The sequence below is a fragment of the Campylobacter sp. CNRCH_2016_3089 genome (assembly GCF_025772505.1).
GTDB classification, from domain to species: domain Bacteria; phylum Campylobacterota; class Campylobacteria; order Campylobacterales; family Campylobacteraceae; genus Campylobacter_D; species Campylobacter_D lari_D.
Map to the genome: position 1 here is coordinate 34,495 of NZ_JAKMSF010000002.1, position 24,296 is coordinate 58,790.

The window sequence follows — 24,296 nt, forward strand, 5'->3', positions numbered from 1 at the left end:
AAGTCATGGGAATTTTTGATAGTTTATATACAGGGGTTAGTGGTATAAGAGCTGCTGAACTTCAAATCAATACCACAGGTAACAATATCTCTAATGCAAATGCAGTATTTTATACTAGACAAAGAGCGGTGCAAAGTTCAGGTATGTCTCTTGATAGAGGTGGCTTACACCTAGGAACAGGTACGCAAATTGATACTATTAAAAGATTGCATGATGAGCATTCTTATTATGAGCTAAAAAACGCCACTACTCAACAAAACTATACAAATTATTTAGGACAAATTTTACAAGAAGCAAGTCAAAGATTTCCTGATATGCAAGGAACTGGTATTTTACAAGATTATAAAAATTACTATGATGCGTGGAATAACTTTGCTTCCAACCCAAGCGATGGAGCAAGTAAAATAGATCTTGTTAATAGTGCAAACACATTAGCTCAAAACATACAAAAAACATTACAAGATCTTAGCAAAATGCAACAAACCGTTAATGAGCAAATTCAACAAACCGTAGATGAGATTAATAACATTGGTCAAGAAATTGCAAATATTAATAAACAACTTGAAAATGAAGAAGTTTTACCTACCGATAATGCAAATCAACTAAGAGACAAAAGAGATGAACTTGAACTTAGACTTTCAAAGTTAGTTAATGCTGTTGCTTGGAAAGGAACAAGCTCTCAAGATAGTACTTTAGAATCTACCATGACTGATTCTGGAAGATATTATGATTTAAGTATTCAAGGTTTTAGTATAGTAAATGGCTCTAGCTTTCACCCTTTAAAATTAGATAATAACAACCCTAATGGTTTTTATCAAATTTATTATGAAGTAAATGATGAAAACCGCTATGATTTAACAAGCAAAATTTCAGGCGGACAGCTTGGTGCTCAACTTGATCTTAGAGGTAGAAATTATGATGGCAATCATGATACTTACAGCGATGGAAAATTACAAGAGTATAAAGATATGCTCAATACCTTTACAAAAACACTCATAACTCAAACTAATAATGTCTATGCTCAAGCAGCAACCGATAAAGTAAATTCAGATGATTTAAAAGGTTTAAAATCTGATACTTCTTTAATGAGTTATGATAAAAACATCCAAGCAGGAAGCTTTGACATCACAGTTTATGATGAAGAAGGTAAGGCAGTAGCTACTAGAACTATAAAAATAGATGTCAATACCACTATAGAAGATGTTATTAAACAAATCAATGCAGATATTGATGATAACAAAGATGGTGTTAGCGGTAATGATTTAAATGATTATTTTCAAGCCTTTTATCATTATGATGGAAAAAGTGATAGTGGAAATTTCCAAATCAATGGCTTAAAAAAAGGTTATAAAATAGCTTTTAAAGACAATGGCACAAATTTCCCAGGCGCTTTAAATGTATCTTCATTTTTTAATGGTCAAGATGCAAGTAGCATTAATGTAAATTCAAGCATTAGAAATGATCCAAATAGCTTAAAAGCTAGTTCAAACGGAGTTGATGGAAATAACGATGTAGCTAATGCTATGTTGCAACTTCAAAATCAAAAAGTAAATTTTTATAATAAAGATGGTACAGTAGATACTATGACTTTGGATGGATATTATAGAAAATTTACAGGCCAAATTGCTTCAGATGCTGAAAGCAATGGCTTTGCGCATGCGACTAATATGACGGTATTTAATACAGCTTATGCAGAATACCAATCAAAAAGTGGTGTAAATACCAATGAAGAATTAGCAGCACTCATACAATATCAAGCAAGTTATGGCGCTGCAGCTAAAATCGTAACTACCGTTGATCAAATGCTTGAAACCTTACTTGGTTTAAAATCTTAATGCAAATTAAAGCTCTTTTAGATGAAGCAATTTTAAGCAAAAACACTCAAAAAGAGCTTTTTTCTCATCCTGATCCTTTGCAAATTGCAAGTGTTTATAAAGATGAAAATATAGCCTTGCTTTGTGCTTTATTTGCCTATGGGAATGCTAAAAATATTGTAAATTTTTTAAATAAACTTGATTTTTCCTTGCTTGAAAGAAACGATGAGATTATTAAAAAAGAATGCAAAAATCTAAAATACCGCTTTCAAAACTCTCAAGATATAGCTCAAATTTTCATCACACTCAAGCGCTTAAAAAATGAAGATAGTATAGAAAATATTTTTACCAAAACTTATCAAAAAGAGCAAAACATAACACAAGCAATAAAAGCTTTCATAGAAACAATTTACAAGCTTAATCCTTATAAAAGTTATGGTTATGAATTTTTCTTTTCAAAAGAATTTAACATTCCAAAAGGTCCTTTAAAAAGATACAATATGTATCTTAGGTGGATGGTAAGAAAAGATGAATTAGATTTAGGTTTGTTTAAAAATATAGACAAAAAAGATTTACTCATACCCTTAGATACTCATACTCATAAAGTTTCATTAAAACTTAAGCTTTTAAAGCGTAAGATTTATGATTTTAAAAGTGTTTTAGAACTTACGCAAAGTCTTAAAAAATTCGATCCTACTGATCCTATAAAATATGATTTTGCTCTATATAGAATCGGACAAAACAAGGAAAGCTTATGGAGCTTGAATTAACTTATTATGTGATTTTATTCTTTGTTGCTGCTTTTGCAGGTTGTGTTGATGCGATTGTAGGTGGTGGTGGGCTTATTACCATACCTGCTTTATTTGCTTGTGGTATTCCTCCTCATTTAGCCCTAGCTACTAATAAACTTCAAAGCACCTTTGGATCACTCACTGCGGTTTTAGCTTATAGAAAATCTATGCATATAGAAAAGATAGCCTTGGGAATTTTATTTACTGCTATTGGTGCTGCCATTGGAACTTATGCAGTCTTACTAATAGATCAAAATGCTGTTAAAATCATTGTATTAATTTGCCTTGTTTTAATCTTTTTTTACACTATTTTCAAGCCTGATTTAGGCCATGTACATAATAAAGCTAAAATGAGCACTACAAGCTTTCAAATTATCTTTGGCTTGCTACTTGGTTTTTATGATGGTTTTTTAGGACCTGGTACTGGATCTTTTTGGATTTTTGCTTGCGTGATATTTCTTGGTTTTAGCATGAAAAATGCAAGCATTAATACTAAAATCTTAAATTTTACTAGTAATATAGTAGCTTTAGGGGTATTTTTATACTCTTATGAGGTGCTTTGGAAAGTTGGTATTTTAATGGGTATAGGCCAAATTTTAGGTGCTTTTATAGGATCAAAACTAGTCTTAAAAACGCAAGGAACTTTTATCAAAAAACTCTTTTTGATTATGGTTGCTTTAACTATAGCTAAGGTTGCTTATGATTATCTTGCTTAAATTTCTTGACTAATTTGCCACATAGGTAAAAATACACCCAAGGCTAAAACTAAAATCAAACTCGCCATAAAAATTGTCATCAAAGGCTCCAAAACACTCAAAAGCTTTTGAGTATAATTTTCTTTTTTATACTCATAAAACAAAGCAAGCTCATAAGTGCTTTCATCTAATTTAGAACTTTTTAAAGCTAAATTTAACATTCTTATCACAAAAGACTCAAAAAGCTTTGTGTTAGAAAAAGCCTGAGCTAAATCAAGTCCTGATTCAAATGAAGTCTTTATAATAAACATTTTGTTTTTAAAGAATTGATTTTCTATACCTTCACAAGCAAGTTTAAAAGCTCTTTTTATATCCACCCCTGCTTTTAATAAATATGAAAAAATTAAGAAAAAGCAAAATTTATCTTGATAAAATATTATTTTTCCAAAAATGGGAAAATAAAAAAGAATTTTATGAAAAAACAAAGACTTCCTAAAAAAATAAGTAAGTATTATAAAAAATCCTATATTTAATAAAATAATCATGTAAAAATGACTAAAAAAATCAGCTATAATAAAAAGAATTTGAGTGATTTTTGGCAAATCCAATTCAAGTTGTAAAAATAAAGTTTTAAATTCAGGCAAAACTAAAGTTATAAGAATAAAAAAAGCAAAAATAATACACATAAAAACGAAAAGTGGGTAAGCTATAGCCTTTTTTAACTGCTTAAAACTATAAAGATTTTTTTCTTTTAAACTAATAATAATATCAAGAGCCTTATGTAAATCTTCTCTGCCATCACAAATTTTTAAAATAGCACATTCTCTAGAATTTAAAATATCTTTAAAGGCTTCATTATAAGAACTTCCATTATTGAGTTTATTATAAATTGTATTAAAAATTTTAATATTTTGTTTTTCATAGCTTGATTTTAAAAATTCTAAAATTGCTTCCTGTAAGCTTAATCCTGCCTTTAAGATCATATTTAAATCCTTAAGAATGAAAATAAGCTCTTCTTCTTTGATTTTATGTTTTATCGGTTTGAAATATTCTTCAACACTAATAATATTTACAAATGACTTTAACGCAAAATTTCTAGCTTCATATAAATTTCTAGCCCTTATTATATATTGTTTTTGCTCTTTATTTAATACATAAAAAATAACAAATTTTTTCAAAAACTAATCTTTCTTAACTCATCTATACTTGTTAAGCCAAGTTTTGCCTTTTCTAAAGCATCCATACCTAAAGTCAAAAAACCTTTTTTTAAAGCGTATGTTAAAATATTTTCATAATTTGCATTATTTTCTATCATATTTTTTAAATTATGATCTAAAAACAAAAATTCAGCTACCATCAAACGCCCTTTATATCCACTATACATACACTCAACACAACCTTTTGCTTTGTAAAATTTTCCTTCAAAAACTTGATTTTGAAAGTAAAATTTTTCCTTGTTAGGTTCTTTACATTCACATAGTTTTCTTACTAATCGTTGAGCTATAATTAAATTAAGAGAATGAGCTATTAAGTATTCTCTTGCACCCATATGCTTCATTCTAAAAATAGCTTCTATAGCGCCATTAGTGTGTAGGGTACTTAAAACTAAATGTCCGCTTAAAGAAGCTTTTAAAACTATATCCAAACTATCCTCATCTCTAATTTCACCTATCATAATCACATCAGGATCGTGTCTTAAAACTGCTCTTAAAGCTTTGTGAAAATCAAATCCGGCTTTAGAATTTAAAAGAATTTGTTGAGCATATTTAAGTTTATATTCTATAGGATCTTCTAGAGTGATGATTTTTTTACTTTGTTCAATTTCATTTAAAATAGCATGCATAAAAGTACTTTTACCACTCCCTGTTGGCCCACAAAACAAAATCAGACCATAAGGTGCATTCGTGTGTTTTTTCAGCTGAATTAAATTTTCTTCTTTGATAAAAAGTTTATCAAGTTTTAAAACATATCCATCTTGTTTTAAAATTCTAAACACTACGCTTTGTCCAAATAATAAAGGCATAATTGAAACTCTAAAATCATATTTTTGTTCTAAAATGATTTTAGAAAAACTCCCATCTTGAGCTTGTCTTTGTTCAGCTACATTAAGCAAAGCAATAATTTTTACATGCAACAATAAGGCTTGGTATGATTTTGCATCAAAACTATATATATATTTTAACTCCCCATCTATTCTAAATCTTATATATACTTCATTTTCTAAAGGCTCTAAATGGATATCACTTGCTCTTAAAAAACAAGCATAAGTTAAAATTAAATTCAAAAACTGCTCTAATAAAAATTCATCTTTATTTTCATCACTTTTCAAACTAAGCTCTAATCTATTAAGATGATTTTGAAATTTAATTAAAAATTTAACTCTTTCTAGCAAAAATTCAAATTGTGTAAAAACACAAAGAAAAATCTTGATAGTTTTAAAACGATATAAATTTTGTATTTTTTCCAAAACATTCTCTTCTAATGGTTTAAAGGAAGCTATATGGATTTTTTCATCATCTTCATAAAAACAAAAAATATCATGTTGTTCTATTAAAGAAAAAGGCAAAATGTGAAGATATTTTTCAAAATCAAAAGTTTGATTTAAATTTAAAAATTCCATTTTATATTGAGAAGCAATTTCTTTTAAAGAATACTCACTTAAGTTTTTTAATTTTTGATGTGTATCACTCAAAATAAATCTCCAAAAGCTTTTCGTATTCTTTTTTAGCTATTAAAGCATCTTCATATCTTCCGAGTTTTATTTTAGCATTAATAAAAACAAGCCAAGCTTCTTTTTGCAATAAATCAAAATCATTAGCTTCTATAGCCCAAAAAACTGCTTGTTTGTATTCTTTATTTTGATAAAAATATTTTGCTAAATTTAAAGCATTTTCATAGTTTGGTTGATTAATGAATTTTTCATAAAATATGTTTTGATCGAAACTATTGTTTTGAATTTCTATAGCATTTAAAAAAGAAAAACATATTAAGATTTTAAAACATATCATCTTCATGCTGAAAACCTAGGTCTTTTAAACTTAAAATTTTATTATTAGTTTTTACTAAACTTGGTTTGATAATAAAAACTATTTCGCTAATATCTTCATAATTTTGTTTTCCTTGAAATAAAGCTCCAAAAAGTGGAATTTTAGATAAAATGCTTATTTCATTATGATTATTAATGGTATTTTTACTAATCAATCCGCCTAAAATTAAAGTTTGTCCATCATCAACCTCAACTACAGTAGAAAGCTTTTTTTGTATAGTATCTGGCGCTATATTTCTTGGTTTGCTTTGTCTATGATTATCAAAACTATATTTAAAATCACTCAAGCTTGGATTAATCCTAAGCATAATTTTATGATCATCTGAAATCTCAGGCAATATATTAAGTAAAATTCCTACAAAAATAGAATAATTATTATATATTTCACTAACTACTGTACCATTTTCTGTTCCTTTAGAACTTTCTTTTACTTGATAATTTATTGTATCGCCTATAGAAATAATAGCTTGCTGATTGTTTAAAGCCATAAGTTTTGGGTTAGAAAGTATAGTTGTTTTACCATTTTCTTGTAATAAATTTAAAATAGCTTTAGTTTCAATATTTGCTTTTAAGTTAATATTTCTAACACCATCTTTATTAATTATAAAATCATTATCATCACCATTAAGTTTAAAAGCAAGTTCTTGCCAATTAATTCCACTTGAATGATTTTTGTTTAAATGCACAGCAACAATACTTACATCAATTAAAACTTGTTTTTTAAGTCTTTTATTTAAGTCATCTAAATATTTTCCAACTCTTGCAAGTTCATATGGAGTTGCATTTAAAGTAATAATTCCTGCATTAGTATTGACAATAGGTTTAGTTGTATTTTCATCCAACAAAGCTTGAATTTCTTCTGAAATTTTCTCCCAAAAATCAAATTTATCAGTACTAATAACTAAATTATCTACTTCCTTATAATTATCATAATCTCCTTGTTTTGGTCTAGAATCCACTGAAGCTTTAGTAATACTTTGTCCTTCTCTAATAGAACTTATATAATGCACTTTAAAAGTTTCAACTTGTTTTCCATAAATTTTTAAAGCATTTTTATCGTATTCATAAGCAAGATTGTTTTCCACCAATAAAAGCTTAAAAATCTCTCTTAAAGACATTTTCTTTATATGTAAATAATTTTGAGCATGCATTAATTTTTCTTGAGCAAAAATATCTTTGATAATAATACTAAAATCACACTCTCTTCCGAGTTCATTTAAAATTTCAAGCAAAGAAGTTTTGTTTTCTACTCTTATATTAAAAAAATGCTGATTACACTGCATGGCAAATACATTTGTAAAAAACAAAAAATTAATACATAAAAATACTATTTTTTTCATACAAATTTACAACCATTATTTTTTCTTCCTTTTTTAATACAACTTGAGAATTTCTAATTTCAACTATTTTAAAACCATCAATATAATCGTTTAAAGCATACCACTTATCATTAATCTTAATCTTATTTGAAACAATAGCTTGCAAAGAAAAATTAGATTTTATATTTGTAGTCTTTTTAAAAAAAGGATCTTGAATTGAAATTAAATTATCAACATAACAATTTTGATTTAAAAATGGATAATTAACACCAAAAGCATTAATTACCCATAAAACAAGAAAAAAAATTCGAAACAAAATTAATTTTCATTGCTAAAATCAGCACTTGCTAAACGCTTAAGCTGTCTGTAACGACGTTGTGCCTCTGCTTTATTTTTTTCAAATAATTCTTTTGCTTGCTCAGGATTTGATTTTTTCAAAGAATTATAACGAACTTCATTCATTAAAAAGCTTTCATATAAATCCCAATCAGGTTCTTTTGAAGAAATTGTTAAAGGATTTTTACCTTCAGCTTCTAAACGCGGATCATAAATATAAGTTGGCCAATATCCACATTTTGTAGCTAACTCTGCTTGATTTCCTGAATTTCCAAGTCCACCTTTAATACCATGAGCTATACAAGGAGAATAAGCAATAATCAAAGAAGGTCCATCATAAGCTTCTGCCGCCATTACAGCTTTTAACAATTGTGCATAATTTGCATTAGAATTTACTTGAGCCACAAAAATATAACCATAAGTCATAGCAATTTGACCAAGATCTTTTTTCTGTACTGGCTTACCTGCTGCAGCAAACTGTGCTACTGAACCCGTTCTTGAAGATTTTGAGCTCTGACCGCCTGTGTTAGAATACACTTCAGTATCAAGCACTAAAATATTTACATTCTCACCGCTTGCCAAAACATGATCAAGTCCACCATAACCTATATCATAAGCCCAGCCATCGCCACCAAAAATCCAATGTGATTTTTTACTTAAATAGCTTTTAAGTTCTAAAATATCATTAACTGCTTTGATTTGCTTATTTTCTTCTAACAATGGAACTAATTTATCTCTTAATTCCAAAGAAACTTTAGAATCTTCTTTATTTGCAATCCACTCTTTATATAATGCAGAAAGTGCGTTAGGTACTTCTTGCATACTTTCATTCATTATGTGTTCTATTTTATGTCTTGTAGTTTCAGTTGCTATTTTCATACCAAGACCAAATTCAGCATTATCTTCAAATAAAGAATTACCCCAAGCAGGTCCATGACCATTTTTATTGCTTTTTCTATATGGAGTTGAAGGAGCTGAGCCACCATAAATAGAACTACAACCAGTTGCATTAGCAACAATCATTCTTTCACCAAATAATCTAGTAATTAAAGTAATATAAGGAGTTTCTCCACACCCTGGACATGCTCCATGAAATTCAAATAAAGGTTGAGCAAATTGGATGCCTTTGGTATTTTCTCTATTTAAAATATTATCTTTATAACTTACTTTTTTGAATAAATAATCTGCATTTTCTTGCTCACCATGATCAAGCTCTTCACCTAGTGGTACCATCACTAAAGATTTTTCTTTGGTAGGACACTCATGCACACAAAGCTCACAACCTGTACAATCAAGCGGCGAAACTTGAATTTTGAAATTTAATTTTTGCTCTTTCACGCCTTTTGCATTTAAGCTGTGCTCTTTTACACCTGCTGGAGCATTGTTTAATTCTTCTTCATCAATCAAGAAAGGTCTGATAACTGCATGAGGGCATACTGAAGCACATTGATTACACTGAATACAATTAGTTTCTATCCATCTTGGCACCATAACACCAACGCCTCTTTTTTCATACTCAGTAGTACCATGCTCAAAACTACCATCTTCATAGCCCAAAAATGCCGAAACTGGTAAATCATCGCCCTTAGCTGCATTCATAGGTTTTGCGATTTTTTCAACAAATTCAGTGCCTTTATAAGCTATAGTTTCTTCTTTTGCTTCATTAGCTAAATTTACCCAAGAAGGATCAATATCAACTTTTACAAGTCCATCTGCACCTACATCAATAGCTTTATAATTCATTTCAACTATAGCATCACCTTTTTTACTATATGATTTATAAGCTAATTCTTTCATATATTTTTGCGCATCTTCAAAAGGAATGATATTAGCAAGTTTGAAAAATGCTGATTGCATAATCGTGTTTGTTCTACTACCTAGTCCTATCTCTCTAGCAAGTTTTGTAGCATTAATGATATAAAAATTAATTTCTTTTTGTGCTAAAACTCTTTTTACTGCATTTGGAATTTTTTCAATAGTTTCTTGCACACTCCAAATACTATTTAAAAGGAAGGTTCCTCCTTTTCTAATACCTGCTAAAACATCATAAATTTCTAAATACGCAGCCACTGAGCATGCTACGAAATGTGGTGTAGAAACTAAATAAGTTGAAGTAATAGGTTTTTTAGAAAATCTTAAATGGCTTCTTGTGTAACCACCTGATTTTTTAGAATCATAAGCAAAATAAGCTTGCGCGTAAAAATCTGTTTTATCTCCTATAATTTTAATAGAGTTTTTATTTGCACCTACAGTGCCATCGGCACCAAGTCCATAAAATAAACACTCTATAGTACTTTCATCACCCAAAGAAATTTTCTCTCCCACAGGCAATGAGGTAAAGGTTACATCATCATCAATTCCTATGGTGAAACCATCTTTTGGATTTGCTTGATTTAGATTTTCAAAAACTGCTATTAACTGAGCAGGATCCACATCTTTTGAAGAAAGTCCATATCTACCACCAACGATTAAAGGTGCTTTTTCTTTTCCATAATATGCACTTTTTAAATCCAAATAAAGTGGCTCGCCTAAACTTCCTGGCTCTTTAGTTCTATCTAAAACAGCAATTTTTTCAACACTTTGAGGCATTACATCAAATAAATATTTTAAACTAAATGGTCTATATAAATGAACTTTTAAAACCCCTACTTTTTCACCTTTGCTACTCAAATAATCTACAACTTCTTTTAAAGCTTCAGTCACTGAACCCATTGCTACAACAACACGCGTTGCATTTTTATCCCCATAATACACAAAAGGTCTGTATTCTCTTCCTGTAATTTTTGAAATTTCTTGCATATATTCATTAACAATATCAGGAACAGCTTCATAATATTTATTTGCCAACTCTCTTGTTTGAAAATAAATATCATCATTTTGAGCCGTACCTCTTGTTTTTGGATTTTCTGGATTTAGACAGGAATTTCTAAATTCCAATAAAGCCTTACGATCCAATAAGCGATCAAAATGTGCATAATCCATTACTTCAATTTTTTGGATTTCATGAGAGGTTCTAAAACCATCAAAAAAATGCATAAAAGGCACTCTACTTTTGATAGCTGCTAGGTGTGCAACACCTGCTAAATCCATACTTTCTTGCACAGAATGCGAACAAAGCATAGCAAAACCTGTTTGTCTTGCAGCATAAATATCTTGATGATCTCCAAAAATAGATAGCGCTTGAGATGCTAAAGCTCTAGCTGCCACATGAATTACTCCAGGTAAAAGTTGACCTGCAATTTTATACATATTTGGTATTTTTAACAAAAGTCCTTGAGAAGCGGTATAAGTCGTGGTTAAAGAACCTGCTTGCAAAGACCCATGAACTGTCCCTGCTGCACCTGCTTCACTTTGCATTTCTACAACTTTAACTGGCACTCCAAAAAGATTTTTTTTGCCTTGAGAAGCCCATATGTCAGTATAATCAGCCATAGGAGAGCTTGGAGTGATAGGATAAATTCCAGCAACCTCTGTAAATGCATAAGCAGCGTAAGCTGCTGCTTCATTACCATCCATCGTTTTCATTATTTTACTCATTTAATCTATCCTTATAATTAAATAATTACTTAAAGTCAATAACTACTTTATCTTTAATTGTCTTAAACAATAATAAAAATTTTTTATTATTTATAGGTATAGAGTTTAAATGGGAAATTATCGGATATTTCTTATATATTTTATGGCTTCATAGGTATTTTTAAAAAGCGGAATTTCAAATTTAGCTAAACTTTCTTTACTTTCATAACCACTACTTACAGCCACAGGAATAATATTGGCATTTTGAGCAGCTTTTATATCTAAATGAGTATCACCTACCATAAAAGCATTTTCTTTGTTTTTAGAAAGTTTCTTCAAAGCTAATAAAATAGGCTCAGCATCTGGCTTTGGACAAGTTACATCGTCTCTACCTATAATAACTTTAAAATGCTCTCCTATACCTAAATGATCAAGTAAAGGTTTAGAAAATTTAGAACTTTTAGTCGTAACAACAGCTAAATCAGCAAATAAACTAGCCTCATATACACTTTCTTTTGCAAAAGGAAGTAAAGAAGTTTGTTCTATATAGATTTTTTGATATACATTTCTATAAGCATTAATATATTCACTTGTTTTCTCTTTTGTCACACCAAGCTTTTCAAAAGCTACATCCAAAGGAAAACCTATCAAAGCCTTAATAGCTTCATGATCTCTTAAAGGCTCATTAAAAGCTTTAAAAGCAGCATCAAATCCATCTAAAATGGCACTTGTAGAATCTATCAAAGTGCCATCTAAATCAAATAAAATTGTCTTTTTTAGCAAAGTTTATTCTTTAATAAAAAATTTTGCTTCAACGCGTCTATTTTGCGCACGACCTTCTTTGGTATCATTGCTTGCTTTTGGCTTTTCAAAACCATAGCCTTTAGTTACAATTTTTTCTTTAGCAACACCTGTTTTTTCAAGTTCCTTCGCTACGGCATTAGCACGCTCTAATGATAATTTTTGATTATAAGCCTTAGGACCTGTACTATCTGTATGGCCTTCTAAAATAGTATAGTATTGAGGATTTTCTTCTAAGATCTTACCCACTTCTTGAATTTTTTGAGCAAATTCTGGATTTATATTAGTCTGATCAAAACCAAAATGTCCCTCAAGGGCTATTGTTTTTTCACAACCTATATGATCAAGCAAAGCACCTTTTCTTGGTTCTGAACATGTTTTATCGATTTGTTTTACTTGTGGCTTTTCTTCAATTTGTTTTGTTTCAACATTAGGAGTTTTTGGAGCTTTATTGCCAAAATAAAAACTTAAACCAACACTAGAAATTAAATTATGTTCGCCATTGTTGAATTTAATTTGATCTCTTGCTTCAAGTCTTAAAGCTAAATCTTCTCCAAGTGCGAATTTAAAACCCGCACCATATTGAGCAAACATACCACTTTTATTTTCATAAGCCCCATGACTTAAATACTCATAACCTGTTCCTAATAATCCATATAAATACACATGATTAGCTAAATCAATTCCTTTAATAGCATTCACATAAAATCTCGAAACACTAGTATTTGTATGTGTATTATCATTTGGATTATTATATTTTGCATTATCATAATACTCTAAACCAAGTTCAGCTTGATCTATCCATAAATCATCATAGTGATAGCCAAATCTTAAGCCAACTCCACCATAATTTTTAAGATCTAAATTTCCTTCTGGTGTTGTATAGTTAAAGGTCGGGGTTATTTCTATTTTGCTAGCATCAAAAGCAAATAAAACACTAGCTAAACTAACTAAGCTTATAATTTTTTTCATAACAATCCTTATAAAATAAATTGAGCGATTATATAAAAAAGAAGATTAAAATAAAATAAGCCCCTTTGGGTAAGGGGCTTAAATTTACTACAAAAAGGAGGTTTCCCTGATCGGACCTTGGAATTATAAATATTTATTCTAAACAAAAAATCCTTTGATTTTAAATAAAATAAAAATATATGAAAAAAATATGATTTTTTTTAAAAAAATAGAGAAAATGGATCCAAAATGGATCCAAAAAATATTAGCGTTTAGAGAATTGTGGGCTTCTTCTTGCTTTTCTGCGACCGTATTTTTTACGCTCAACAGTTCTACTATCTCTAGTAAGAAGTCCTTTTGGTTTTAATAATGCTCTAAAATCTGCATCCATAGCAGCTAAAGCTCTTGAAATACCATGTCTTAAAGCTTCAGCTTGAGCACTGTAACCACCACCTAAAGTTGTTGCTTTAATGTCCATAGAAGTTTCTTGTTTAGTTACTAATAAAGGCTGAACTACTTTTAATTTTATAGCTTCATGTCCGCCAAGCCAAGTGTTTAAATCCATACCATTAACGATGATTTTACCACTACCAGCTTTTACCCAAACTTTAGCTACAGCGGTTTTTCTTTTACCTGTTGCGTATGTTGTTGCCATGATTATTTTCCTTTATTAGCAATTTGAGCAGTATGAGGATGTTCGCTACCTGCATAAATTTTTAATTTTTTAAGCATAGCTCTACCTAGGTTTGTTTTAGGTAGCATACCACGAACTGCTAATTTATATAATTTAACTGGATTTTTTTCTAATAAATCACCAAATTTTTCACTTTTTACGCTTCCAAAATACCCTGAATGTCTGTGATATAGTTTATCTTCTGCTTTATTTGCACCTGTGAAAACTGCTTTAGAAGCATTGATAATGATTACATAATCTCCACAATCAACATTTGGAGTATAGCAAGGTTTATTTTTACCTCTTAAAATAGTCGCTACTTCTGTTAAAAGACGACCAAAACGCTTTCCTTCAGCGTCTAAAACGATCCATTCACGTTTTACTTCGTTTGGCTTTGTTATCTTTGTCATCATCTTACCTTTGCCAAAAATTTTTTTAAAAATGAGATTATAATTATTTTAGCTTAATTAATACTTAATTTAAGAATACTTAAAGTTTAAATATTTTGATTAATTCTTGCAGATAAAAGTAAAATAGCACTTTTTAAGTAAGTTCTTTATAAAATAACTTTCTATTGTATTAAAAATAAGGTTTTATTTTGTTTTCTTTAAAATTTAAAGTTCAAGAATATAGAATTTGTAAGCATTGCTCAGAATTTAATCCTGATAAAGACGCTAAATTTTGTATATTTTGCGGAAAAGAATTATACCATGCCGCAAGACAAAAATTTGATTTTATTTATAGTAAAAATCCTGCTATCATGGTTGCTTTTTTAGCAAAAGTTGCCAAAGTAGATAATAAAATCATTACTCAAGATTTATCTAAATTTATATCTTCTTTGCTTGATAGGATAGAAATGTTTTATACTAAAGAGTATAGTGGCTTTAGAAATACTTATGCAAGTATTTTTGAGTATGAGAAAAGTCAAGGCAGAAGCATTAGTGAGCTTTGCTCTAACATACGCATAAGCAAGAAAGAAGCAGATTTTCTTATATGTTTATTGCTTGATCTAATATATTATGATAAACAAATGAGTGCAAATGAAAACACCTTAATGGAAAATATCATCATAGGACTTGGATTAAACCTCATAAGCTTTAGGGAAATAAAAATAAGATATGAGCAAATTTATAATTTCACACATGAAAACACTCAGCAAAAACAAGAAAAACACCAAGATGAAATAAAAATCACCCTAGAACAAGCCTATGAAATTTTAAATTCTCATCCAAATGATGATTTTGAAAGTATAAAGAAAAATTATAGAAAACTAGCTAAAGAATACCACTATGATAATCTTCATTCTAAAGAGCTTCCACCTGAACTTTTAAAGATAGCTCAAGAGATGATGAAAAAGATCAACCTAGCCTATGAAATCATAAAACAAGCAAGGGGTGAATGATGCTTATTTGCAAACATTGCAATATGAAAAATTTAGATGTAGCTAAATTTTGTAAAGAATGTGGAAGTAATGAACTATATGATCCACAAGCAAAAGAAAAACTAGAAAAAGAAAGACAAAGACAAGAAGAATTAAAAAAATTAGAAGAAGAAAGAAAAAAGAAAATCGAAGAAGAGATAAAAATAGCCCAAGAAGAAAGAGAAAAGAAACTCAAACAAAGAAAAGAATTCATCACAAAACACAAAAGTAAAATCATAGCTAGTGTGATGATTTTGTTTTTGATAGCTTTAGCTAGTGTGTATCAGTATTTTTACGGTGGAAAATATAGCCGAATTTACATAAGCGAACTTGAAAGTAAATGCCACAGCGATGAAGCAAGTTGTAAAATACTCCAAGCTATCTACAAAGAAAAATGCGACAAGGGAGATAGGAAAGCTTGTATAGGTGCTTATATACACAAACATAAGGATCTAAGAGCTATCAAAGATAATAATCAATGGAATTTAGTCGATGAAAATAATAAAATTTTAGTTGAAAATGCATTTGATTATACGTGGGGTTTTAATGAAGGTTTGACTGGTGTTAAACTGAATGGTAAATGGGGTTTTATTGATACAAGTGGAAAAATTGCAATAGAACCTCAATTTGATGGTATAGGATATTTTAGTGAAGGTTTAGCAGCAATTAAACTGAATAATAAATGGGGTTTTATAGACAAAAGCGGAAAGTTGATAATAAAACTTAATTTTGATGGTGTGTGGAGTTTTAGTGAAAGTTTGGCTGGTGTTAAACTAAATGATAAATGGGGTTTTATTGATACAAGTGGAAAAATTGCAATAGAACCTCAATTTGACGATATACGGTATTTTAGAGGCGGAATAGCAAAAGTTAAACTAAACGGAAAATGGGTATATATTGACAAAAAAGGTAATATTATAAAAGATTAAATTATCATACTAGGGTTGAAAAATAAAAAATAATACAAGAAAAACTTTAGAAATTTAAAACAATTGAGAATGGCTGTAAATTATGCTACATCCATTCTTTAGAATATTCTAAATATTTTTTATTGTTATTTAATACCACTAAAGCTTCTTTAGCTCTTGTTAATGCAACATAGGTTCTAAAGTCATTACAAATACTACTTTTATTTTCACTAACATAAATAATTACTTTGTTTTCCATACCTTTAAAACTATTTATGGTGGATATTGTCACAGCATCACTTTCTAACGAGAAATCATCTTTATTATCAAACATATGTTCAATGTTTATATTGTTTTTAACTAAAAAACACATCATGCTATGCCCTATATTTTTATTGGGTACTAAAATGCTTATATCTTTTAGTTTATATTTCTCATTTATGAAAAACCTACAATAATATAAAATTTTATCATACAGATCTTTTTCTTCAATATTCTCCCAAACCAACGAATACAAATCTAAAGTATTTTCATTTATGATAATTTCTGAATTTAAAAAATCACCAAAGTTCTTATCAGGATGATTTTCTAAATAATCCTTTAAGAATGTTTCAAAAAATAGATTAGTCTTGTGAATTAAACTTGGCAAACGGGTAGATCTTTTCACTTCTTTTAAAACAGCCCAAGCGCCTTTAAATTTGTATTTATATCCACCCATACTTTCTTCAATCCATGATACACTTCTGTTATATAAATTTTGTCTATCATCAGCTGCTAATAAAACTTCACTATTTTCATCTAAAAAATAAAGCAAAATATCAAACCATTCTTTTTTAAAATCTTGTGCTTCATCTATTAATATTGCATCGTATTTTCTATTTTTCGAATTTGATTTTTTTTCTTGAAGTTTTAAAACCTGCTCTATTAAAGCACATTCATATAAATCAAAATTATTGCCATATTTTTTTACTTCTAATCCATTTTCTTCTACATATAATTTAATAAATTCATGAAAATGATTATATTCTATAAATTTCCATTCAAAATCTTTGCATGTTTTATTTATTTGGTCTCTTATATATCTTTTTAATGTTCTATTAAAACAAATAATTAATACTTTTTTGTTAGCTATTGCTATATTTACCGCTTTTTGTGCAACAACCAAGGTTTTTCCACTCCCTGCAACCCCTTTTAATCTTCTCCATGTTTTTGGAGTATGTTCTATAAGTCTTTTTTGTTGTTGTGTTAAATTTATATATTCTCCATTTTCTTTTTTGTGTTTTTTTGGAAGTAAAAAATCTCTTATTTCGTTTGGTGATTTAATAAAGCTATTTGGATAATTTATTATAAATTTAATTAAGTTATATTTTTTATCACATCCAAAAATTTCAATACCTCTTTCCCCTATAAAGTCAATGACATCTTGGGTGCAGCTATTATAAAAATAATGAATACAAATAGCAGGAAGTTGCTTAAAATAATTAAATTGAGTTTTATATCTTCTAAGCTGAGAATTTGGATTAGCTATTTCAGAACGTCCACCATTAGTATATTTATAATATTTATTCTTTTTACTATCTTTTTCAAATCTTTCTAATTTCCAATCTTTAATTTCGATAATAAATACACCTTTATGCTCGTGAAAAAGAATAATATCAGGTCTATTTCCATTCAAATTAGGTTGGACATAAATTTCATAATCCTCTGGTAAATTATCATTTAAATATTTAATTAAGAATTTTTCACCATCAGTAGATTTATAATTTGAATTTACAATAAAACATCTCATACAATTTCCTTAAACCTCCACTATCTCCACTTTATCCTTTAAAATATATACCAAAAAAGCCTTAGTGGAAGTCTTGGCTAAGATTTTTTCTATGGCTTCTTTGTAAAGCAAAACTTGCTTTTTATGCTCGTTTAAATTTAAACCTGTTTTATAGTCTATAATGATAGCTTCATTATCATCAAATGCAAGCATATCAAGCTGTTTTTGCTCACCTTTATAAGTGATGATTTGCTCTTTTAGTAGCTTTTTACCCGCTAAAAGCGCGTTAAAGCTCTCATCTTTTAAAAGCATAGTAAGTCTTTTAAAAAGCTCATTAAAACTTTCATCATCTAAGTAAAAACGATATTTTTTATACACCATTTGCTTGCAAAATTCAAAATTGCTTTTAGTGTTAAAATCAAAATATTGCAAAAACTCATGCAAAGCCAAACCAAAGTGTATTTGCGTGCTTGAAAGATGACTTTTTACTTTAACTTCTTGTAAATTTACCTTTTGAAATTCTTCAAAGTTTTCTATTTGTTCTAAATTTTCTAAAGGCTCTTTTGTTTTAGCAAGCTGTTCTTCTATAATGCCTATTTGTTTTTCTTCATAGTCTTGAAAATAACTCTTAAAGGTTTTAAAACTCTCATCGTTTTTTATGATAAAAAGAGAATTTTTAGCTCTAGTAAGTGCTACATATAGACAATTTATCTCATCTTCTGCTTGAAGTTTTTCTCTTTTAGCTAAAAAGGCATTGTAATTTTGATCTTCAAGATGTTTTCTAGCACTGTGTCGGTATTTTACTTCCCAACCTTGCTCTAAATCATACTCAAACATTAAAGTTTCATTATCCGGAGCTTTTTTACTAAGTCTATCAAGTACGATTAAATTTTCAAATTCAAGCCCCTTAGATTTATGCACGGTCATAATGCTTACTCCATCATCTTGAGCTTGTAAAGACTTTAACTCACATGAAGCAAACAAAAAATCAAAAAAATTATCAAAAGTACTTGCATACTCTAAATATGCGATAAGATTAACATCGCTTAAATCAAGTTTTAAAACATGCACTAAGTATTTTAAAATCTCACCTACACTGCGGTTTAAATCAAGCGTGATAAACTCAAGCTCTTTTTCTAAAATACTACTTGCAAAGTACAAACTAAACTCATCTTTAAGCACACAAGCCTTTGCATACTCAAAAAGCACTCTTACGCTAATACAATCCATCAAAGCTACATTGCTTTGCGTATAGGCTTTAATGTCATTTTCTTCAAGAAATTCTTTCATTAAAGTAGCGTCTTTGTTAATCCATACCAAAATGCAAATTTCACTGAGCTTTACGCCTTTTTCTAAAAGCTTTTGGATGATCTTTAAAACTTCTTTGCCACTTGCTTCATGCAAAGAACTTTTTGGTAGGATATGATTTTGCAAAACTTCCACATATCCACCTTCTTTAATGCTTTTTTGCAAAGTAAAGCTAGGATTTAAAAAGCTATCAAAAAATTTATCTTTAAAGACTTCATTTACATAATCAACAATGATCTTTTTACTACGATAATTAGTATCTAAATGCTCTAATTTAATTTGTGGAAAATCTTTTAAAAGCTTATCAAAAAGCTCTTTTTTACCCCCTCTAAAACCATATATACTTTGCTTTTTATCCCCCACATAAAAAAAGCTTCTATTTTTTTTCACTCCCTCGCCTGAAACAAGCTCAGCAATGATGGGTTTTAAAATTTGATACTGCAAAACATTAGTATCTTGAAATTCATCGATTAATAAATGTGAAATATAACCATCAAGTCTAAAATAAATCAAATCTTTATTAGTTTCATCACTAATTAACTCATGAGTTTTTAAAGCTATATCTGAAAAAGTCAGTGCATTTTGCTTGGCATTGTTTTCATTTCTTGCTTCTTTAAAATGCGCCAAAAGCTTTGCAAGCATACTTATACGGTAGTTTTCCATTTGGGTAAAATACTCTTTTGCACTTTGTAAAAACTCTGCTCTTTTTTGTAAAAATTCACTATCGATGACTTTTACAAAATATTTTTTATCTAAATCACAAATAATAGGTTTAGTAAAGAAATCTTCTATGTTTTCAAATTCGAAATTTTTTTGATAGTTTTTATCTGTGCTTAAATTTCTTGCATAAGTTATAAACTCACTTAAGCTTTTTTCTAAAAAAGTTTTATTTGGAAAATGTGCATTTTGTATAGATTTTATCTCACAAGATCTTTCATACAAGCTTTCAAGATTTTGCAAAAAATCACTTTTACTTTTTGTTTGGACAATGTAATAAGCTAAAGCTCTTAATTCTTCTTCGTCTAATTTAGAAATGAAATTTTTATAACTATCTTGACTTTCTATAATGTCAAAATCACTCATAAGACCTAAATTTAAAGCAAAAGAACGAATGATTTGTGAAAAAAAGCTGTCAAAAGTGTAAATATTAAGCTTAGATCTTAAAAACTCATCTTTGTATTTTTCTCTTAAAGCTATAAGCTCATCTTTGCTTTTACATAGCATTTTCATAAGCTCATTACACTCTGCTTTATTCTCTCCATTTTCAAACACATCAAATTCTAAAAAGGTTTTAAAAACTCTTTCTTTCATTTCGCTTGTAGCTTTATTAGTAAAAGTAAGGGCTAAAATTTCATTAATCTTAGCTCCCATTAAAACCAAAGCTACAAAACGCACACTTAATGCAAAAGTTTTTCCACTTCCTGCGCTAGCTTCCAAAGCTAAAAAAGGCTCAAAATGATAACTCAAAGCTTAAACTCCTTTTTATAAAGCATGGTATAAGGGCTGTAAGTATTGTCGTTTTTTTGATTAAAAAATTCTTTTTCCAAAGGTTCTTTAGCAAGCTCATTAAGCAAATCTTTAAGTTCTTGTACGCTCTTACTTTTAGCATTTTCATGTATGATTTTGATATTTTTTAGATCATAAAAGCAAGCTTTTGTATTTAATAAGGTATTTTGATTTTCTAATAAAAACTTATAAAAAGCAAGTTGATAAGATTTTTCATCTGCCTTACCACTTTTATAATCTATAATCAATCTTTCATTACCATTATTATCTACTCTATCTAAAAAGCCTATGGCGTGAATTTTCACTCCATTTTCTGTAATAAATTCTTTTCTTGGTGGATTAAATTCACATTTTTCTACCACATAACCTTGCTTAAAATGCTCATTTTCAAGTGTTTGGAATTCTTTAAATATAGTTTGTATTAAAGCTAAATTTAGCGCATCAACTCGGTATTGTTTAATGCTTTTTACCACTTGCATAAAAACTTCATAATCAAAATGATTTTTAGATTTTTGTGTATAATAAAGTTCTAAAGCCTTATGGATAAAACTCCCCAACTCATTTGCTCTAAGTGTATCGTCTAAAGTCTTTGGCTCTTTTAATCTTAAAACATATTTATAATAATAATCCAAACCATAATGCACAAGAAGATGAAATCTTGAAAAAGAAAGATCGTTTTGAAAATAATCGTGCTTTGCTTTAATACTTACAATAGGCTCAAGATTAAAAGTACATGGATAAGTTTGAAAATATTTCACATAAGCATTATTACTATAAGTCTTGTCTTCATAAAATGGAAGTTCAAGTTCGTTTAAAAATCTTGATTTGATTTTTTCTTCATTTTCCACATAAGAAATTCCAACTAATTTTGCCTTGGCTATTAAAGTATAATAATAATGTCTTTGTAAATTTTCTCTTTGAGCATGAGTGATAAGTCCTGCTTTTTTGCGAATTTCATTGTTTAAAAATAACTCGCTTGAAACTCTTTTTGGGATAAACTCATCATTAAAATCGACTATAATCACCCCGTCATATCTAAGTCCCCTACTTTCTAAAAGCCCCATTACAGTAACTTCACCACCACCAACACTGCTTAATTTTATACCATCAATTTGCATGAAAAATAATTCTAAAATTTGCACAAAGCTTAACTCGTGTGTTTTTACAAGCTCTTTGATAAAAATAAGCTCTTGATGTATATAATTTTTTAATTCCTCATCACTATCTTCTAGCAAATTAAAAATAAAATTCTCAAAAAAATCAAAAGAAATATTTTCATCAAAAAACTTTTTAAACTCTGTAAAATCAACACTAGAAGAAAAAAAATGTAAATTACACAAATGTTTGTTTAAATTACACCTTTCATAAAATTCTTCATTTTCTTCATACTCAAACTCATCATCTTTAGCACTTTCATACAAAGACTTTAATCTGTGATAAAAAAGTGTATTTTTAATACTTTCTCCACTTGCATAATTTAAAACATTGCTTTTATCATAAAGTCTTAAAATATCTACAAAATTCTCATCAGGTGTAATCACTACAATATCTTTTGCGCTTATACCGGATTTTAAAAAAGAATTAATTTTTTCAAAAACAAAAGCAGCTTGTAAAGATCTTAAATGAAAACTTTTATAACTAATTTTACTTTCTTTAAAAAAGCACTCTTCTTTTAAAATTGTTTTTTGATTTAAATCAAACAAATAAGCATAATTTGCCTTAAGAGAAAGTCCTTGTAAAAAGCTAAGAGTATTTAAAAAATCTTTATTAAATTTAGTGCAATTAAACTGCACTTTAAGAGGAAGTATTTCCTTAACTTTTAACAAAAGCTCTACTTCAAAGGCATTTAAAAAACCTTGAAAATCAACAATAATCTCATCATAATTTTTTAAAAAATCACTATTAATTTCATAATCTAGCGGCAAAGAAATATCATCATATAGATTTTGCTCTTTTAACAAGGTAAGATAATTTTTAAAAAGTTCTTCTAAAATTTGCAAATGTTCATCATACTGAACGTAAGCATCATGAAATTTTAATGAGTTGATATCTTTTTTTTCTAAACTAAGCTCTTTAAAGAAACTAAATAAATAAGCATTATTTTTTAAGAAAGCAAAAAAATTACTCGGTATTTTTAAGCTTTGCTCTAAATTTTTAGTTTGCTCACAAGCCTTTTTCATCAAAAGTAAACACTCATAGTGTGTTGCTTGAAAATGCGGAGAAAAAACTAACTTTTGTATAAATTCGGCTATACTCATAGCCGGTTCTACTAAACTATCAACCTGTAGTTTTTTCTCATAATACTTTCTTAAAGCTCTTAGTGAGCTAAATACAAAAAGCTTCATTATTTAGTCTGCAAAAAGAATTTAAAAAATCCTACACTATTTTCATCTTGAGTGATTTTTAAAAGTATTTGCCAAACACCTTTTTCTTTGATATTAAAATCAAACACCAAATCACTTCCTTCTAATCTTACTTGCAAATTCTCATCATTTGCATTTGTATGTGGACGCGAAAGTAAAGTTTGGATTTGAAGCTTACTCAAGTCATAATCTTTTAAATTTTCAATTGCAATCCTAAGCTCATTTTGCCCTTCATTGATATAATAAACTTGATTTTTCTTATGCATAAAGCTTTCTTTGTCTTTAATGCTTAGCTTAAAATTTTCATCAAAAGTCTTTTGTCTGTTTTGAATTTCATTATAATTTAACTCTACATTTTGATAAGAATCAAAATAAAAATTATCTTCATACACAGGAGCCTTGCTTGCAATAAAAATCGTAACAATACAAGCTATAACAATAAGCCCCAAAGAAATCAAAATACCATAAGGCCAAAATGTTTTCTTATTTTCCATTTTTATTTTCTCCTTTTGATTTTTCTTTGAACTAGCATTAAAATTGCAACACATAAAAATCCATAGATTAAAATTCTCATGATATTTAAAGTATCACGATTTGAATTTCCATAAAAAGGTTTTATATTAAAATAATTTGCTACTTGATCGGCTATATCTGCATAACCATTTAAAATAGCTGCATTATAAATATCTTTTTGTTTAGGATTTGCAAGTATAGGTAAAATTGTTCCTTTTTCAGGATAAGGACTCAAAACACCTTCTTTATCAAAAAAAGCCAAAGCATCATCGCTTGCGAGTATATCTACCTTATGTGAAGCTTTAGAAAATACAAGTAAAATATATGGCTTACTTAAATTAGCTTCATAATTTTTTAAACTTTCAAAATCTTTTTTATCACTTAATGCTAAAGCGATATTTACTCCAGTTAATTCATAAATTTGTCTAGAACTTGTAGTGATATTTTGTTCTATCGCAGTGTTTAAGATATTATCATTTAATAATATTTCAGCATGTAAAAAATTAGCAAAACAAATAAAAATGGCGGCTAAAAAACCGCCTTTAAATATATTTTTCATCCTATAAAA

General features: G+C 28.6%; 20 protein-coding genes. 5 read left to right on the forward strand and 15 right to left on the reverse strand.

Features of this window, described 5'->3' with window-relative positions; genetic code table 11:
* Positions 1-5 precede the first annotated feature (5 nt).
* Genes flgK through L8W69_RS01410 form a run of 3 tightly spaced genes read left to right on the forward strand, consistent with a single transcriptional unit; the run spans position 6 to position 3,321 of the window.
* On the forward strand, positions 6-1,835 hold the full coding sequence (gene flgK, locus L8W69_RS01400) for a flagellar hook-associated protein FlgK (RefSeq protein WP_263666253.1): 1,830 nt from the start codon (positions 6-8) through the stop codon (positions 1,833-1,835).
* Positions 1,835-2,584, forward strand: a complete 750-nt coding sequence (locus L8W69_RS01405; protein WP_263665551.1) for a TIGR02757 family protein — start codon at positions 1,835-1,837, stop codon at positions 2,582-2,584. Before flgK ends, L8W69_RS01405 begins: the two co-directional genes overlap by 1 nt.
* Complete coding sequence (locus tag L8W69_RS01410) at positions 2,569-3,321, forward strand: TSUP family transporter (protein ID WP_133319378.1); 753 nt, start codon at positions 2,569-2,571, stop codon at positions 3,319-3,321. The genes L8W69_RS01405 and L8W69_RS01410 overlap by 16 nt, the downstream gene beginning before the upstream one ends.
* On the opposite strand, the gene L8W69_RS01415 is transcribed toward L8W69_RS01410, so the two are convergent.
* The 10 genes from L8W69_RS01415 to rplM form a co-directional block, all read right to left on the reverse strand.
* On the reverse strand, positions 3,318-4,478 hold the full coding sequence (locus L8W69_RS01415) for a type II secretion system F family protein (RefSeq protein WP_263662831.1): 1,161 nt from the start codon (positions 4,476-4,478) through the stop codon (positions 3,318-3,320). The genes L8W69_RS01410 and L8W69_RS01415 overlap by 4 nt on opposite strands.
* On the reverse strand, positions 4,475-5,992 hold the full coding sequence (locus L8W69_RS01420; protein ID WP_263666254.1) for a GspE/PulE family protein: 1,518 nt from the start codon (positions 5,990-5,992) through the stop codon (positions 4,475-4,477). Before L8W69_RS01420 ends, L8W69_RS01415 begins: the two co-directional genes overlap by 4 nt.
* A complete protein-coding gene (locus tag L8W69_RS01425) occupies positions 5,985-6,314 on the reverse strand; it encodes a CDC27 family protein (protein ID WP_133319381.1) in 330 nt (109 codons plus the stop codon). Before L8W69_RS01425 ends, L8W69_RS01420 begins: the two co-directional genes overlap by 8 nt.
* On the reverse strand, positions 6,295-7,686 hold the full coding sequence (mshL, locus tag L8W69_RS01430; protein WP_263666255.1) for a pilus (MSHA type) biogenesis protein MshL: 1,392 nt from the start codon (positions 7,684-7,686) through the stop codon (positions 6,295-6,297). The genes L8W69_RS01425 and mshL overlap by 20 nt, the downstream gene beginning before the upstream one ends.
* Positions 7,658-7,981, reverse strand: coding sequence for a hypothetical protein (locus L8W69_RS01435; protein WP_133319383.1), 324 nt, complete (start codon positions 7,979-7,981; stop codon positions 7,658-7,660). Before L8W69_RS01435 ends, mshL begins: the two co-directional genes overlap by 29 nt.
* 2 nt (positions 7,982-7,983) lie before the next feature.
* On the reverse strand, positions 7,984-11,538 hold the full coding sequence (nifJ, locus tag L8W69_RS01440; RefSeq protein WP_263666256.1) for a pyruvate:ferredoxin (flavodoxin) oxidoreductase: 3,555 nt from the start codon (positions 11,536-11,538) through the stop codon (positions 7,984-7,986).
* Positions 11,539-11,655: 117 nt separating this feature from the next.
* The gene (locus tag L8W69_RS01445; protein WP_263660520.1) at positions 11,656-12,300 is read right to left on the reverse strand and encodes an HAD family hydrolase; all 645 of its coding nucleotides are present in this window, start codon (positions 12,298-12,300) and stop codon (positions 11,656-11,658) included.
* A 3-nt stretch (positions 12,301-12,303) separates the two neighbouring features.
* Entirely contained in the window at positions 12,304-13,290 is a 987-nt protein-coding gene (locus L8W69_RS01450; protein ID WP_263661062.1) for an OmpA family protein, read from the reverse strand.
* A gap of 244 nt (positions 13,291-13,534) precedes the next feature.
* Positions 13,535-13,924, reverse strand: a complete 390-nt coding sequence (gene rpsI, locus L8W69_RS01455) for a 30S ribosomal protein S9 (RefSeq protein WP_039617655.1) — start codon at positions 13,922-13,924, stop codon at positions 13,535-13,537.
* Positions 13,925-13,926: 2 nt separating this feature from the next.
* Positions 13,927-14,352, reverse strand: coding sequence for a 50S ribosomal protein L13 (gene rplM / locus L8W69_RS01460; RefSeq protein ID WP_039617653.1), 426 nt, complete (start codon positions 14,350-14,352; stop codon positions 13,927-13,929).
* 188 nt (positions 14,353-14,540) lie between these two features.
* Between rplM and L8W69_RS01465 the strand changes: the two genes are divergently transcribed.
* Positions 14,541-15,344: a DnaJ domain-containing protein gene (locus L8W69_RS01465; protein WP_263666257.1), complete on the forward strand. Its 804-nt coding sequence runs from the start codon at positions 14,541-14,543 to the stop codon at positions 15,342-15,344.
* A complete protein-coding gene (locus L8W69_RS09355; RefSeq protein ID WP_263666258.1) occupies positions 15,344-16,291 on the forward strand; it encodes a WG repeat-containing protein in 948 nt (315 codons plus the stop codon). Before L8W69_RS01465 ends, L8W69_RS09355 begins: the two co-directional genes overlap by 1 nt.
* An 85-nt stretch (positions 16,292-16,376) precedes the next feature.
* Here the strand turns inward: L8W69_RS09355 and L8W69_RS01475 are convergent, their stop codons facing one another.
* Genes L8W69_RS01475 through L8W69_RS01495 form a run of 5 tightly spaced genes read right to left on the reverse strand, consistent with a single transcriptional unit; the run spans position 16,377 to position 24,287 of the window.
* Positions 16,377-18,059, reverse strand: coding sequence for a UvrD-helicase domain-containing protein (locus L8W69_RS01475; RefSeq protein WP_263666259.1), 1,683 nt, complete (start codon positions 18,057-18,059; stop codon positions 16,377-16,379).
* A 9-nt stretch (positions 18,060-18,068) separates the two neighbouring features.
* Complete coding sequence (locus L8W69_RS01480) at positions 18,069-20,813, reverse strand: RecB-like helicase (RefSeq protein WP_263666260.1); 2,745 nt, start codon at positions 20,811-20,813, stop codon at positions 18,069-18,071.
* A complete protein-coding gene (locus L8W69_RS01485) occupies positions 20,810-23,197 on the reverse strand; it encodes a PD-(D/E)XK nuclease family protein (RefSeq protein WP_263666261.1) in 2,388 nt (795 codons plus the stop codon). Before L8W69_RS01485 ends, L8W69_RS01480 begins: the two co-directional genes overlap by 4 nt.
* Complete coding sequence (locus L8W69_RS01490; protein WP_263666262.1) at positions 23,197-23,709, reverse strand: FixH family protein; 513 nt, start codon at positions 23,707-23,709, stop codon at positions 23,197-23,199. Before L8W69_RS01490 ends, L8W69_RS01485 begins: the two co-directional genes overlap by 1 nt.
* Positions 23,710-23,711: 2 nt before the next feature.
* Entirely contained in the window at positions 23,712-24,287 is a 576-nt protein-coding gene (locus L8W69_RS01495; protein WP_261529512.1) for a hypothetical protein, read from the reverse strand.
* Between the last annotated feature and the right edge of the window lie 9 nt (positions 24,288-24,296).